Annotated in this window: 14 protein-coding genes; 10 read left to right on the forward strand and 4 right to left on the reverse strand. The window is 41.6% G+C overall.

Annotation, left to right across the window (positions count from 1 at the left end):
- Nucleotides 1-102 precede the first annotated feature (102 nt).
- From BK584_RS16830 to BK584_RS16840, 3 genes are all read right to left on the reverse strand, one after another.
- Entirely contained in the window at nt 103-417 is a 315-nt protein-coding gene (locus BK584_RS16830) for a DMT family transporter (protein ID WP_078393648.1), read from the reverse strand.
- Nucleotide 418: 1 nt separating this feature from the next.
- The gene (locus BK584_RS16835; protein ID WP_078393649.1) at nt 419-769 is read right to left on the reverse strand and encodes a DMT family transporter; all 351 of its coding nucleotides are present in this window, start codon (nt 767-769) and stop codon (nt 419-421) included.
- A gap of 80 nt (nt 770-849) precedes the next feature.
- Nucleotides 850-1,425, reverse strand: a complete 576-nt coding sequence (locus tag BK584_RS16840; RefSeq protein ID WP_078393650.1) for a TetR/AcrR family transcriptional regulator — start codon at nt 1,423-1,425, stop codon at nt 850-852.
- Between the two features lie 213 nt (nt 1,426-1,638).
- On the opposite strand from BK584_RS16840, the gene BK584_RS16845 reads away from it, so the two are divergent.
- On the forward strand, nt 1,639-2,478 hold the full coding sequence (locus tag BK584_RS16845) for a PRD domain-containing protein (RefSeq protein WP_078393651.1): 840 nt from the start codon (nt 1,639-1,641) through the stop codon (nt 2,476-2,478).
- Nucleotides 2,479-2,612: 134 nt separating this feature from the next.
- On the forward strand, nt 2,613-4,076 hold the full coding sequence (gene nagE, locus BK584_RS16850) for an N-acetylglucosamine-specific PTS transporter subunit IIBC (protein ID WP_078393652.1): 1,464 nt from the start codon (nt 2,613-2,615) through the stop codon (nt 4,074-4,076).
- Nucleotides 4,077-4,278: 202 nt separating this feature from the next.
- Here nagE and BK584_RS16855 read toward each other — a convergent pair whose 3' ends face one another.
- Nucleotides 4,279-4,644, reverse strand: coding sequence for a hypothetical protein (locus BK584_RS16855; RefSeq protein WP_139365690.1), 366 nt, complete (start codon nt 4,642-4,644; stop codon nt 4,279-4,281).
- A gap of 397 nt (nt 4,645-5,041) precedes the next feature.
- Here BK584_RS16855 and BK584_RS16860 point away from each other — a divergent pair, with 397 nt between their 5' ends.
- The 8 genes from BK584_RS16860 (at nt 5,042) to BK584_RS16895 (ending at nt 14,415) form a co-directional block, all read left to right on the forward strand.
- Nucleotides 5,042-5,899, forward strand: a complete 858-nt coding sequence (locus BK584_RS16860) for a Cof-type HAD-IIB family hydrolase (protein WP_078393654.1) — start codon at nt 5,042-5,044, stop codon at nt 5,897-5,899.
- Nucleotides 5,900-6,247: 348 nt separating this feature from the next.
- Nucleotides 6,248-7,801, forward strand: coding sequence for a helix-turn-helix domain-containing protein (locus BK584_RS16865; RefSeq protein ID WP_169871330.1), 1,554 nt, complete (start codon nt 6,248-6,250; stop codon nt 7,799-7,801).
- Nucleotides 7,802-7,931: 130 nt separating this feature from the next.
- Complete coding sequence (locus tag BK584_RS16870) at nt 7,932-9,380, forward strand: aldehyde dehydrogenase family protein (RefSeq protein WP_078393656.1); 1,449 nt, start codon at nt 7,932-7,934, stop codon at nt 9,378-9,380.
- Nucleotides 9,381-9,392: 12 nt separating this feature from the next.
- Entirely contained in the window at nt 9,393-10,268 is an 876-nt protein-coding gene (locus tag BK584_RS16875) for an NAD(P)-dependent oxidoreductase (RefSeq protein ID WP_078393657.1), read from the forward strand.
- A 5-nt stretch (nt 10,269-10,273) separates the two neighbouring features.
- Complete coding sequence (locus BK584_RS16880) at nt 10,274-11,071, forward strand: DUF3100 domain-containing protein (RefSeq protein ID WP_078393658.1); 798 nt, start codon at nt 10,274-10,276, stop codon at nt 11,069-11,071.
- The gene (locus BK584_RS16885; protein WP_078393659.1) at nt 11,068-11,517 is read left to right on the forward strand and encodes a hypothetical protein; all 450 of its coding nucleotides are present in this window, start codon (nt 11,068-11,070) and stop codon (nt 11,515-11,517) included. Before BK584_RS16880 ends, BK584_RS16885 begins: the two co-directional genes overlap by 4 nt.
- Nucleotides 11,518-12,380: 863 nt before the next feature.
- Nucleotides 12,381-13,430 carry a ring-opening amidohydrolase gene (locus BK584_RS16890; RefSeq protein WP_078393660.1) on the forward strand — a complete coding sequence of 350 codons (1,050 nt, stop codon included), beginning with the start codon at nt 12,381-12,383 and terminating at the stop codon, nt 13,428-13,430.
- The gene (locus BK584_RS16895; protein WP_078393661.1) at nt 13,423-14,415 is read left to right on the forward strand and encodes an amidohydrolase family protein; all 993 of its coding nucleotides are present in this window, start codon (nt 13,423-13,425) and stop codon (nt 14,413-14,415) included. The genes BK584_RS16890 and BK584_RS16895 overlap by 8 nt, the downstream gene beginning before the upstream one ends.
- Nucleotides 14,416-14,430: the final 15 nt, after the last annotated feature.

The following is a 14,430-nucleotide window of genomic DNA, read 5'->3' on the forward strand; positions in this document are numbered from 1 at the left end:
AAAGTACATAGTCACATCTAAAGTTTTCTTTTTTATGATTAATCAGGAAGAAATGTAAACGAGACTAAGGGTCTTCCTATAGTCTCGTTGTTTGAACATCATTTAAGAAACGGCTTTTAAACCTGTCACGCCAACCACAATAATGACCAGACTAATGACACGACCTGCGTTTTTAGATTCCCCGAAAAAGACCATGTTCACAAGTACAGCAGCGGCTGTTCCAATGCCAATCCAGACGGCATAAGCAATACTAATTTGCAAGTAGTTAAAAGATGCATAAAGAAATACGAATGAAAAGCCAAACCCACCAAAAAAGAGCAAGGCGTGTAGGAACGTTTTATGTTGGCTAAACTTCTTTAGACCGATGACTCCTACTAATTCAAATAAAGCTGCAATAAGAACAAAAAACCAACCCATTTTAAGCAGCACCTTTCACAGTATTTGTTTGTTCGCTTTTATTGTCAGCGAGTTTTAAGGTAATGACCCCAAGCACGAGAATCCCCATAAAGACTCCCTTGGCGAGGCTAAACGAACCGCCGAAGATGAAGATATCCATAAGCGCTGTCCCTACTGTACCTGCTGCTGCGAAAATGGCATAAACCGTTCCTGTTGGTAAGAACTCACAGGCTTTAGCAAGAAAGTAAAAGTCAACGAGGATGACTGAAATGATGATTGCCCAATGCCACCAAGAGGTAGCGACGTTAAAACCAAATACCCAAACCAATTCAAAAAGACAAGTTAATACAACATAATACCAACCGTTATTCATGTAAATCGATCTCCTTTTCAAGTAAATGAATGACAATCATTCATTTTAGGTTCATAAGAAGAGCAAGCGACCTAATTTGATTAGGAATCGCTTGCCCCTAATGCGTGGCGAATAAAAGTAAGCAGCTCTTGCTTATGCGCCGAGTCAGTTGCTTCTTCATGATTGTTGTATAAATAGATTTGTTCTGCTGTTGATTCGATCGCACCAACCATAATGCGTGCAGTATACGTTGTTTGAATGGAAGACCGAATCGTACCCGCTTTTATTGCTTGCTCTAGAAGCTGTTCAAGCCATTTGTACAATGGAGAGTATATTGATTCCCATTCCTTTATATGCTCAGTTTGGGTGAGTCCAGAATAAATAAGAATGGCTAATTCTCGATGTTCATCGGTTGTTCCGAAAAGAGACTCGACAACTTCATCTAGCTGCTTGTCGATCGAATCGCTCGTCACTTGTTCACGTAATTGATCCATGATCTTTGTGACAAATACTTCTGCAATACCAGGCATCACTGATAGCTTTGATGGAAAGTACAAGTAATAGGTTCCTTGAGCGATACCAGCCCGTTTGACAATGTCCGTGATCGTTGTCTTCTCAACGCCTTTTTCTTGAAAGGCAGAAATGGCTGCGTCAATAATTTTTTCTCGTTTATCCAATCTAAACACATCCTTTATAATAAAAAAAGTGACTGAATGTCATTCATTAATTAGTTTATAATGAAAATGACGATTTGTCAATGTTGATAAAGACATATAATTTTACACTATTTATTTACGTAAGTTAGCTCGTGTACTATAATAACCTTAAATTGGAGGGTGTTACTGATTCGATCAGGCATAACTTCAGGGTTTTGTTTTAGGAGGTACAAGATGAACCTCATTAAGTCTTTTAATAATAATGTTGCTTTAGTTGAAGACTCTTCTGGCACAGAGTGGGTAATTCTTGGGAACGGCGTTGGATTTGGCAAGGAAAAAGGTGCTGCAATTGACGAGGCCACTATTAAAAAGAAGTTTATTGCCGAATCGACTTCGAATTCTCGTCAACCGTTTTTAGAAATGATCGAACAAATACCCATTTCTATTTTTGAAGCGACTGCAGAGATGATTCGAACTGCTGAATCTGTTATGGGAACAGAACTAAACCAGCATATCTTTTTAGCACTTGCTGATCATTTGAACTATGCAGTAAAGCGAACAAGAGATAATGTCGATTATCCCCATACGAATCGGTGGGAATTACAGAAGCTCTATCCGAAAGAACATAAAGCAGCAATTGAAGCGATACGCGTTGTTTACGATTTATTGGATGTAATTCTTCCAAAAAGCGAAGAAACATTTTTAACCTATCATTTTGTAAATGCCCAAGGTCCCAGTGCTCGTTTATCGGAAACGATGAAAATGACCGAAGCGATTAGCCGTATTATTGAAATGATAGAATACCATTATGACATGCAATTGAATGAAGAATCGTTAAATTATTTACGGTTGCTTACCCATCTTCGTTATTTTCTCCTTCGGCAATTACATGGAGAAAAGCTTGAACAGAATGAGATGGATGATGACCTCATTGACTTGATAAAAGGAAAGTATTCTCACGCTTATGAATGTGTAGAAAAAATCTCTCGCATCCTGAAAAAGCATTATGAGTGGGAGCTTACTTTAAATGAGAAGGTATACTTAACGCTTCATATATGGAGACTAATCACATAATGAATTTTGGAGTGTCACTGTTAACAACTCAGGCATAACCCAAATGGCAATTAGAAGTCCGAAGATGGATAATCTATGCGCTATTTGGGTTTTTTGGTCTTTTATATAAATATGAAAAAAGGAGAGTGTACAAGATGATGGATTATATGCAAAGGTTAGGTCGGTCATTGATGCTGCCAGTCGCAGTCCTTCCTGCTGCCGCCATTTTGCTTGGTGTTGGAGCTTGGATTGGGGAGTTTTCATGGGGAGAAGATACTGTCGTTTCAGCATTTATGAGCGCTGCTGGGGAATCAATTATTGATAATATGGGTGTGCTTTTTGCACTTGGTGTCGCCCTCGGATTATCAAAAGATAAAGATGGTTCGGCTGCATTAAGTGGGTTAGTTGCGTTTCTAGTAATCACCACGGTTTTATCATCAGAAACGGTTGCTGAACTTACACATACAAATATTGATGCAGTAAACCCTGCTTTTGAAGTCATTCAAAATCAATTTATTGGGATTTTATCCGGTGTGATTGCTTCAATTATGTACAACCGGTTTAGTCATGTTCAATTACCTGCTGCTCTAGCGTTCTTTAGTGGAAAGAGACTCGTGCCAATTGTAACTGCGGCGACGATGCTTTTTCTATCAGCGGTATTGTTCTTTATTTGGCCATTCATCTACAATGCTCTTGTGACATTTGGAACGTGGATTAGCCAACTTGACTTTATTGGGGCAGGACTGTATGGCTTTTTTAATCGATTGCTCATTCCTACTGGTCTCCATCATGCTTTAAATTCTGTATTCTGGTTTGATGTTGCAGGTATTAATGATATTGGAAACTATTGGGATGGGAAAGGCGAGCTGGGCATAACAGGTCGTTACCAAGCCGGATTCTTTCCTATTATGATGTTTGGTGTACCTGCCGCGGCCCTAGCGATGTATCATACGGCTCACGCAAGTAAAAAGAAACAAATTGGCTCGCTTATGCTTGCCGCTGGTTTTGCAGCATTTTTAACTGGAGTTACTGAGCCGCTAGAATTTGCATTTATGTTTGTTGCTCCATTTCTTTTTGTTGTTCATGCTGCCTTAACGGGTTTATCGTTAGCGATTGCTGCCTTTTTCCAATGGACGGCAGGTTTCTCTTTTAGTGCAGGGTTATTGGATTTCTTTTTAAGCTTTCCTCTTGAAATGGCAAACCAACCTTATATGCTGCTTATTCAAGGTCTTGTTTTTGGAGCAATATACTATTTCTTATTCCGTTTCTTAATTGTGAAGTTTAACCTCACTACACCTGGCCGTGAACCAGAGGGTGAAAGTCTAGATATGTCTGACTCCTCTGATGGTAATTTAATTGGAGATGAGAACAAGTTAGCTGTAATGGCTGCAACGATTTATAAAGGTTTAGGTGGCGATGACAATGTCCTTTCTGTTGATAATTGTATTACACGTCTTCGAATTGAAGTAAAGGATATGGAACAAGTCAATCAAGCGGAAATCAAAAGTACAGGTATTCCCGGAATAAATATCGTTTCAGACCATAACATTCAAGTTGTTGTTGGAACTCAAGTTCAGTTTGTTGCTGATGAGATTGAAAAGATTCGTAGAAGCAAGTAAGACGAAGTTGTTATAGAGAAGGCTGTCGCTAAGACAGCCTTTTTTTGTTTTTCTACGTTGATTATCGACTTTTTTGTTGGTATTTGTTTGCATATTTGTTAGTGAACGTATTTTATTTATTACTTAGTTTATCCTTCTTTGAGTGAAATGTTCTTAGAAATAAGAGTGGGAGTGCCTTCAGCGCACCCCAAGTATCTTCGATTTAAATATCTACAAGATCGGCATATGTTTCACCATGTTTTTGGACCCATTCCAGTGCAACAATGCTTTCGTATACGTACGCTAGTGTTTGCATGAGTGGTTTTGCTTCTACTTGTTGAATTAGCACGTCTGCGTTTGCGTATTCATGTAATTGGTGAGCGACAAATGTTAGTTGTTCACGAACAATTGAAACGGCTTCTCCTGATTTCAATGACGCTAATCTAGACTCCATTGCCTCAATAAATAGTTCATGTGCCGAGAATTTGTTTACAAGTCTGATCAATTCTTGACCGAGTACATTCGCAGTCCTCTCCCAAACGGTGAGGACTTGAGCATCTCTTAAGAGTCTTGGCGTCACAAATTTCATAGGAATCATGCCATTCGTAAACAATGATTATTTTCTTGTCTACAGGGGCAGTTCAAAGTGGTCTCTTTTAAACGTAATTAAGCCCCCCACTATGAGATTTTAATTCGTCAGCCACTTGCAACTGTATTTCAATTTTTTCAAGGCTATAGTCTAAATATAAATGTTTTAAAGCTTTTCTATGACAAATATAGTCAGCATAGCTAACATCACCTCCTATTATCTTTTTAAGTATACAATTTACGTTAACGTTAACTTTAATTATTAATTGAGTGTGATTCTATTTTTTATTGGATCAATATCCGTCAGTTGTTGTTTTGTTATAAACCGTTTCGATCAGGTTAAGTCAAATGGGTATGATATAGTAAATACAAATAGAGAGAATACTGGAGTGGTTGAGATGAATTCGTTAATTGCAATTGATTTGGATGGCACGCTTTTAGCTGATGACGGGACGATTAGTGCAAGGAATGCTCAGGCGATTCGTAAAGCACAGGAAGCGGGCTGCGTTGTTTCAATTTGTTCTGGACGTTCTTTACATGATACAAAAGCGATTCTTGAAGAAGCAAAACTAGAATGTCCCCTGATAACAGGGAATGGGGCTATCACATTTAATGATGGACAACAGATTCAAACATTATCAATGGAACCTGCCTTATTAGAAGAACTATTGCCACAGCTGGAGTCAGAGAACTATTACTATGAATTGTACACAAATGAGGGTGTGTACTTATTTGAACGAGGCAAAGGGATGCTTGAACGAGAAATCAAAGAGAAGGCAGGTAGCGATAAAAGCTTCTCCACTGAATGGGCTACTCGTGAAATGAACCTTCAGTTTGAGCAGAAAGGAACGCGTCAGATTACTGATTATCACGATTTTGATCTCGCTAGCCTTGGTATTTATAAGATTTTTGTATTCTCATTTCACCGGGAAAAACTAGATGCGTTAGAAGAAGAACTATCGAGTCGTGAGGACCTCTCGCTAACAACTTCAGGTAAAACAAAGCTAGAGATTGCCCATAAAGATACGAGTAAAGGGAATGCACTGGCAGCGTTTGCGGAAGTAGTTGGTGTTCCAATGAAAAACACCGTTGCAATTGGAGACAATTTAAATGATTTATCGATGTTTGCTGTGGCAGGTATGGGCATTGCGATGGGGAATGCCGAAGAGGAAGTTAAAGAAGCGAGCACCCATATCACGAAACGGTACAATGAAGATGGTGTGGCTTATGCGATTGAGGAGTTTGTATTAAATTAATGCCGTGATGAAAATGGGGACGCTGAAATACGAGCGTCCCTTTCTGATGTATAAGGTTTGTTATCTATTCGTTTGATCATGTTTTTTACGATAAGAGATATGTGGGTGAATCATATGGATTTTTATTTTTGGGAATTAGCGGAAGCCATTGGTTTGGTTCTATTTGTTGGTGTGATCTCACTTACGGGTTAGGTAATGTTAACAGGAATGATTGGTGAGGCATAAGTATGGAGGTTTGTTTTTAGTGCAATGCTTCATGTTTTTTTGATTGATTATTCTGTCTATTGTTGTGTTTTAGCAACCTCTTCATATATGCTGATAAAAAGGTTTTTTGAAAGGGGAAGCGCTATGAAAGAAGCCGAATTACATGATCTCTGGTCAATTAACGAGTCGTTTGCTCGTGCCCGTGATTTTCCCGCCGTGTTAGATGCTCTGGCAACAGCTGTGCCAAGGCTCATTCCTCGCGCAGATATGGTTATTCTCTATTTGTATGACGAAGAAAGAAAAGTGCTTCGCCTTGGGACTGGTTTTGGAGTAGTCATTTCAAGCTTAAAACGAATCGCGTTTAAGCCAGGAGAGTCGATGACTGGTCAGGTTTTTGTCAGCAAACAGCCGGTTCTTTGTCTGGGAGAAAAAGATGTAAAAGAAAGAATGGCAAATATCTCAAGCGATAACTTGCGTTGGTATCGACAAGGAATAGCGGACAAGTCCATTAACAGTTCTTTCAGCGTGCCGCTGCTTAATGGAAGCCGATGTATCGGAACGTTAGCAGTTAATCAGCATAAAGATGACGGTATTCCCTTCTCCAAAAAAGAAGTTAGGCTTGTGGCACAACTTGCTGTTCAAGGAGCGCATGCGATTGATCATGTACGTCTTTTTGAACAGATGGCAGCGGAAACCCGTGAATTAAATGAAAGTTTGTTCATCCAAGATCGGTTTGCCCGAGTTTTAGCGGAAAGTGGTGGCTTGGAAAAAGTAATGACGGTTTTGCGTAGGTTACTTCCGAAAGAAAAAAAGGTTGAATTCTCGGAAGTGAAATCGCATAACAATTATACTCATCCAGTACTACAAGGAAATGAACCCATCGGCTGGCTTGTGTTTAATAAGAAAGCAACGATAAAAGAACGTTACGTAATAGAAAAGGCGGCTGAAACCATTGCAATCATGTATCGCTATGAAATGAATATCTGTGAAAGAAATTTGCGTATGAAAGAATCGTTATTTGAACGAGTATTAAATGGATCGACAATCGAGGAAGTGGCACAGCTGTTTTCTGCACATCGGAACGAGTATGTGCGATGTCTTGTTTTTAAACGAAGCAGAAGCGAACTTGGTGCTTTGTGCCAGAAAATTGAACAAATTGCTTTGAAAACTACTTCAGAAGTAACAGTGATGGTGTATCGTTCTCATTGGGTTGTTGTGATGAATGCATCAGAAGAACAACAAATCGTTTCTTTTTCTAAAAGCTTGTACGAGTTACCATCGTTTTCTTCTTCAGTGACGATCGGGGTAAGCCGTTTTGTTCAGCTACATGATGTGGCTGATGCGTATCATGAGGCAGTTGGAGCATGGGAAGAGGGGGCGGTTGCCGGTGATTCAATCGCATACTATGTGAAGCTCGGGTATAAGCGTCTTCTGAACCGTATTGATGCAAAAGATAAACAAGCCTTCATCCAAGATCATCTTGGACCGCTGTTCTCAATGGAACCCGTCTATATAGAAACGTTAAAGGCGTTAATCGCATCAAATCGCAATCGTCAACAAACAGCGAATTCCTTATATATTCATGCGAACACACTTTACCAGCGTGTCAAAAGAATTGAGCAGGAATTAGGTGTCTCATTTACTGAAGAAGCGGCTTGGATGAACATCGTCATCGCGATTAATCTGAACGATAATTAAATAACGCTTTTCTTTTCCATAGGGACATCCACATGATTAAACAACAAATTATGTGGGTGTCCCTATTTCCTTTCATTCGTCAGAAAATTATAATGACGACAATGTACGACAAAGAAAGGTGGGAACATTAATGGAAACGTATGGGAACTTTATCAATGGAAGTTGGGTGCATTCAGAATCAGGAGAAACATTTGAAAGCACCAATCCAGCAAGTATAGATGAGGTGCTCGGAATATTCCAAAGCTCATCTGTTACTGATACACGGTTGGCAGTACAAAGTGCAGTTGAAGCATTTCCAAACTGGAGTCGGCAATCGGCTATTCACCGAGGGGACATATTATATCGGCTCATTCCGATGTTAGAAGAAGAGAAGGAACGATTGGCGACGCTCATTGTAAAAGAAGTAGGAAAAACGATTGTGGCGGCGAGAAAAGAAGTCGATGCAACAGTACAAGCATTAAAACATTTTAGTGGCGCTGCGAGCCGGATTGCTGGTGAGACTGTTCCAGCGAATGATCCTGATACATTCACGTACTCAATTAAAGAACCATTAGGCGCAGTGGGCGTCATTACTCCGTTTAATTTTCCGTTAGGGATTGGTGTATATAAAATTGCTCCCGCCATCATTGCTGGAAATACCGTTGTGTATAAGCCACCGAATGATACAGCTCGTATCGCCACTGAACTAGTAAAGTTTTTTGTTCAGGCAGGTATACCAAAAGGCGTCTTAAACATGGTGACTGGAGCTGGCGAAATTGTCGGGCGTGAAATGGGTGAAAACAAGCAGTTGAAAGCGATTTCGTTCACTGGATCATCCCACGTCGGTCTCCAGCTTGGACGATCGGTAACAGCGAGAGGGGGAAAGATGCAAGCGGAAATGGGTGGGAAAAACGCAACGCTTATTCTCGAAGATGCGGATTTAGAAGCGGCAATAACAGGTGTTGTGATTAGTGGCATGTATAACAATGGTCAAAGCTGTACAGGGACAAGCCGGTTAATTGTCCCAAGGTCAATTGCGAGAGAGGTCATTGATCGACTTGTGGAAAAAGCAAATGCCATTACGGTCGCGGACGGATTTTCGGCAGGCGCTGAAAACGGGGCCATTGCAAATGAAAAACAATTGAAGACGTATTTGCATTATATCGAGAGTGCAAAACAAGCTGGTGCTACGATTGAGTGTGGAGGGGAGCGGTTGTTAGACAGTGGCAAAGACAAAGGTTATTTCGTTGCCCCAACTGTCATTAGCGGGGTAACAACGAAAATGGCTGTTGCGCAAGAAGAAATCTTTGGTCCAGTTGTTGCTGTAATTGAAGTTGATTCTTATGAAGAAGCAATAGCGATTGCAAATGATACAGACTTTGGTTTGTCTTCGGCTATCTTTACAAAGGACTTGCATAAAGCACATGACTTTACCCGTCGAATTCAAACGGGTGTTACTCATGTTAATGTTCCTTCAAATCATTATGAAAACCAATTGCCTTTTGGGGGTAAGAAGAATTCGAGTATTGGACCGCGGGAACAAGGAAGCGCAGCGCTCGACTTCTGGCTTGAGACAAAGGCAGTTTATTTAAAATCATAGGAGGTTTAAAGGATGAGGAATGTCGGTGTAATTGGCTGTGGGGCTATGGGTAAAGGGATGGTGCGCAATCTTTTAAAAGCAGGATATTTTGTCTATGTGTGTGATGAACACTCTCTCTATCGGCAAGAGCTCGAGCTTGCAGGTGCGGTGTTTATGCAAAATGCCGCATTGTTTGCAGAAAAAGTGGACCATCTTCTTTTTTCCTTGCCATCACCAACGATACTGCAAGAGGCTTTGTTTGGTGATAGTGGTGTGCTAAAACAGATTCGTTCAGGTAGCGCCATTTTTGATATGGGAACGACTGACGTAAAAACGACCAGGCGTATCCACGCTCTCTGTGCTGCCAAAGGCATTCGCTATCTCGATTGTCCTGTAAGTGGTGGCCCTGCTGGAGCTGATGCAGGTACGCTGACCATTATGGTTGGTGGAAACGAAGTCGATTTCCTCACTGAGAAGCCATTTTTACATGTGGTTGGCGAGAATGTGATATACGTTGGTTCATCTGGAGCAGGGCAAACAGTTAAGTTATGCAACAACATGATTGTTGCGGGCATTACATCCCTTTTAAGTGAAACGATGATTGCTGCAGAGCAAGAAGGTGTCGCTCCACAAGTATTGTTCGATATTATCCAACAAAGCTCAGGGCACAACCGAGTTGTTGATGTATTCGGCAGCAACCTGCTGGAAAAATCATTTGATCAAGTCTTGTTTTATTTAGGTCACATGGCAAAAGATCTTGAGCTTTATATGGATATGTCACGAGAGCAACACACACCACAACCAACCGCATCGGTCGTAAATCAGCTTTACAGAGCGGCATTGCAACAAAAGAAAGGCAAGCTTGATTCAACCGCTGTTTATTCCGTGATTTCCAATAAAGGAGAGTGAGGGAAATGGGTGAGACGATGAAGCTTGTAAAAGACTGGAGGTTGCATCTCCTTGTTCTCGGTCTAGTTATCGTGACAGAACGAATTGGAGTCATTCAAATACCGGTCGGACCTGGGGTCATTATGTTGCTGCCGATGCTTTTTGCAATCTTGTTTGGTTTGGTGCTTTATTTCACACCGCTCGTCAAAGAAAAGCAATCGAAACATGCAGAGCCCATTATTACAATTAGTGTCGCCTTGCTTATCGCTAAAATTGGTGTCACGATCGGTCCTGGCCTTCAGGATGTCATTGCTGCCGGTCCGGCGTTATTGCTGCAAGAGATAGGCAACTTTGGCACGATTATTTTCGCACTACCTGTAGCGGTTCTATTGCTTGGTATGAAGCGTGAGGCAATAGGGATGACCCACTCCATTGGAAGAGAACCGAACCTGGGACTGATTTATGACAAATTCGGTTTTGATTCACCAGAAGGAAAAGGGGTTACGACAGTATATGTATTCGGTACAGTTTTTGGCGCGTTGTTTTACGGGCTGATCGCGGGCTTCCTTGCAACGTTCACACCGCTCCATCCTCTTTCGCTTGCGATGGCAGCTGGGATAGGGAGTGGTAGCATGATGGCGGCCGCTACTGGCTCGCTTATTGCATCTTATCCTGAGCTTGAGACACAAATAATTGCTTTTGCAGGGGCGAGCAACTTGCTCACCTACTCAACTGGTCTGTTTGTCAGCATCTTTATTGCACTTCCAATTACAGAAAAATTATATCGTGTTTTTGCTAAGTGGAGAGGGGGAGAAGATCGATGAAAAACATCCAAGAATACTTTCTATTAATGGTGATTATTGGTACTGTCGCCTATATCGGAAACTGGACTGGCTACGGTGTCCTCTCACTTGAAGCTGCATATGGAATGGCAATCTTAGTTTTTGTCGCTGTCGTTGGCCAAGCAATCAGTAAGCTTCTTCCTATAAATATACCAAGTGTCGTTTATGTGATTGCTATTGGAATCGTCGCGTCTCTCCCTCAAACACCTTGGGGCAGCTACGTCATTGCGTATACAAATGAAATTCAATTGCTCGCTATCGCTACTCCAATCCTCGCATACGCGGGTATTGCCATAGGCCGTTCCTGGACTGATTTTGTGAGTATGGGTTGGCGCGCGATGATCGTTTCTGTCTGTGTTTTGTTTAGTACACTCATTGGGTCGGCCATTATTGCAGAGTTTGTTTTAAGGTTTCAAGGAATTATTTGAACAAAGTTAACCAAAGCAATTTGTCTAGTTTGTAACCGCTTATACGAGTTTAGGGTGATCATTACGTTATAAGAGACTCATAGATAACGGCGCTCTGCAATCAGTAGACGCTATTCTTCACTTGTTTTTACTGTTCCTGTTTTAGTTAAGCAAAACGGGTTGGAATTTGGCGATTCTATTGTAGTAGATGGGAATGGAGAGGAAGGTTGTGTGTTTGTTTTTACTTTTTTGTTGGCGGTGACTGAAAAAGCGGAGGAATGGTATAGTAGCATATAAGATTAAGAAGGTACTCTCAAAGGACACTAATATCTCAGTACAAATGGTGATGTTCGGTTATTTCAGAATGAGAAAATAAGAAAGACTTTCCCTTCTGTTTTTGTAACATTGTGTCGATATGGTTTTGTAAGTGTAGTAGCCGTATTGGCAAAAAAAGCGGTGATCCAGTTGGATCACCGCTTTTTTCCGTTGTTAAATAATATGAAGCCCAATGCCTTCGTTGTTGCAAAACGCCACATTGTTTGTAGAGAAAGTGGACATCTTCTGCTTTTCTTCCATAACCAACATACTACAAGAGGTTTTACTTGGTGAAAGTGATGTACTGAACCAAGTTCCATTAGAGAGCGCTATTTTTGCATAGGCTAATGAGTTTTAAGATCTGCGTCAAGGTCGTCAGCAAAGAATCAAGACGGTAGGTTTTGTAACGATGTTGTCGTGAAGATATGACATGGGGCGTTAAAATTAGGAGAACTTACTAAAAAGTTAGGTGGATTTATGTCGTTGTTTACCAATTACACGTAGAATTGGCGCTGCTAGAATAAAGGGAACAGTCAACAGTTGCTAAAAAACAAACGAGGTGAGAAAGAATGGATTACCAATTGATTCGATGTGATATGGAGCATCCAGGAGACGTATCGGCATTAGCTGCAATGCTGGAAAACGATGAAGTAAAAGCGCAAGACATTCAGGCAATTATTGCGCAAACAGAAGGAGATGGCTATGCAAGGGGCTATGCGACGCTTGCGTTCCAACAATTATTGTCAGAACGTTTAGATATTAGTCAACAAGATGTGTTTGATCAGATTCCAATGATGATGATTGGCAAGACAGGCGGTCTCATGACACCCCATTTCACATTGTTCATTAAACAGCAAAGCGAAAAGGTAAGAACGGGAGAAAAGCGGTTTAGTTTTGGTGTTGCTTCAACACGTGTACTGAAAAAAGAAGAGATTGGGACGCTTGCTCAGGTCAACCTTGTGAGTGAGGCTGTCAAAGAAGCGATGAACGAAGCGGGCATCAAATCGATCGAGGACGTTAAGTGTGTGGAAGTGAAGTGTCCTTGGGGCGTTGCTGGAAGCCTTTCAAAAGCAGCGTCTGCACTTGGTTCAGCAGTTGCTCTTGAAGAAGTGAATCGTGCTTTGTTAACGGAAGCTAGTTTAAACAAAGATCATTCCTTGTTTTCGTCCAAAACGAGCGTATCTGCTGGGCAGGAACAAGTCGCAGCTCGCATTATTGTTATGGGGAACTCAACAGAATCCGTTAGCGATTTGAAGATAGGTGCAGGTGTAATGGCGGATGCTCTCGATTTGATTGGTCTCCAAGGCGCATTTAATGATATTGGGATACAGGTAGATGGGTTTTTGACGCCAAACCAGAAGGAACAAATTGTACAAGTTTTTGTTAATGCAGGAGCAGATGCATTGCCTGATGTGCGCGGAAAGCGCCATACAATGCATACTGATGCATTGAGCATGCATGCGGGGATTTTGGCAAAGGCTGTTGCAAATGCGGTTGTTGGAAGCTATGTCGGCGAAACGAGGATTTTATGTTCTGCTGGTTCGGAGCACCAGGGACCTCAAGGTGCAAATCTCGTTGCGCCGATTTTACGTGTGGAAGGAAGGGTGCTTAATGATTAAAAATGGTTGGAAAAATTACCACGCCCATATTGACAAAGGCTTCCTAATCCCACCATATAGCTACAAAGACGCTCCAGCACCCAAGCGGGCTGAGTGGACAAGGGAAGCAAAAGTGGTAATGTCCAAAAATGAAATTAAGCTTGCCGCAAACCTGGCTCTTGAAAAAATGGTTGGTTACGGAACGACTTATGTCCGAACCCACGTTGACGTTGATCCCCTATTTGAATTACGAGCAGTTGAAGCACTGCTTGAGGTGCAAGAAGAGTGGTCCGGACGGTTGGTGCTTGATCTCATCGTCTTTAACCAGGAAGGCTTTGACCGATTCCCGGAAACAGAAGTTCTGCTAGCAGAGGCGCTGAGTATGGGAGTGAACGGAATCGGCGGCCATACGAGTATGGATCAAAGCGGTCAAGCACATATCGATAAAATCTTTGCCCTTGCTGAGAAAGCAGATGTTGATTGGATTGAGTTTCATACCGATGAAACCGGGCGAACTGATGATTTTCATTTGCCGTATTTGGCTAAGGTGGCGATAGAAAAAGGCTGGAAGCAAAAAGTAACCGCGATTCATTGCTGTTCACTTGCAACGGTGGATGACGACGTAGCAAAGAAAACAATTGAAGCTGTCGTAGAATCGGGAATGACGGTAACGGCTTGCCCAACGGCGATCGCAACACGCTCGTTAACGCGGGTGAAAGAACTAGCCAAGGCAGGGGTGCCGTTGCAAGTAGGATCAGACAATATGCGTGATTATTTTAATCCTCTCGGAAGTGGAAATATGCTCCAATATGGCCAGCTGCTTGCGTATGTACAACGGTTCTATGAACGTCCAGAAATGGAACAAGTGCTTTCTTGGCTTGCAGCAGAGCCGCCAAATAAGCGAGTGCAAGCCGCAATTGAAAACCTAGAAGTGGAGCTGTCTTATCAAGTAGAATCAGCGATCGAATTGCTTGCGGAAACCCCAACTATAAACAAACGGCAATGAACCTATTTTCATGAG

The organism is Shouchella patagoniensis, from assembly GCF_002019705.1.
GTDB classification, from domain to species: domain Bacteria; phylum Bacillota; class Bacilli; order Bacillales; family Bacillaceae_D; genus Shouchella; species Shouchella patagoniensis.

Coding starts and splice junctions, on each gene's coding strand:
- BK584_RS16830 (WP_078393648.1), bottom strand. CDS start 417: ATGGGTTGGTTTTTTGTTCTTATTGCAGCTTTATTTGAATTAGTAGGA.
- BK584_RS16835 (WP_078393649.1), bottom strand. CDS start 769: ATGAATAACGGTTGGTATTATGTTGTATTAACTTGTCTTTTTGAATTG.
- BK584_RS16845 (WP_078393651.1), top strand. CDS start 1,639: ATGAACCTCATTAAGTCTTTTAATAATAATGTTGCTTTAGTTGAAGAC.
- nagE (WP_078393652.1), top strand. CDS start 2,613: ATGATGGATTATATGCAAAGGTTAGGTCGGTCATTGATGCTGCCAGTC.
- BK584_RS16855 (WP_139365690.1), bottom strand. CDS start 4,644: ATGAAATTTGTGACGCCAAGACTCTTAAGAGATGCTCAAGTCCTCACC.
- BK584_RS16860 (WP_078393654.1), top strand. CDS start 5,042: ATGAATTCGTTAATTGCAATTGATTTGGATGGCACGCTTTTAGCTGAT.
- BK584_RS16865 (WP_169871330.1), top strand. CDS start 6,248: ATGAAAGAAGCCGAATTACATGATCTCTGGTCAATTAACGAGTCGTTT.
- BK584_RS16870 (WP_078393656.1), top strand. CDS start 7,932: ATGGAAACGTATGGGAACTTTATCAATGGAAGTTGGGTGCATTCAGAA.
- BK584_RS16875 (WP_078393657.1), top strand. CDS start 9,393: ATGAGGAATGTCGGTGTAATTGGCTGTGGGGCTATGGGTAAAGGGATG.
- BK584_RS16880 (WP_078393658.1), top strand. CDS start 10,274: ATGGGTGAGACGATGAAGCTTGTAAAAGACTGGAGGTTGCATCTCCTT.
- BK584_RS16885 (WP_078393659.1), top strand. CDS start 11,068: ATGAAAAACATCCAAGAATACTTTCTATTAATGGTGATTATTGGTACT.
- BK584_RS16890 (WP_078393660.1), top strand. CDS start 12,381: ATGGATTACCAATTGATTCGATGTGATATGGAGCATCCAGGAGACGTA.
- BK584_RS16895 (WP_078393661.1), top strand. CDS start 13,423: ATGATTAAAAATGGTTGGAAAAATTACCACGCCCATATTGACAAAGGC.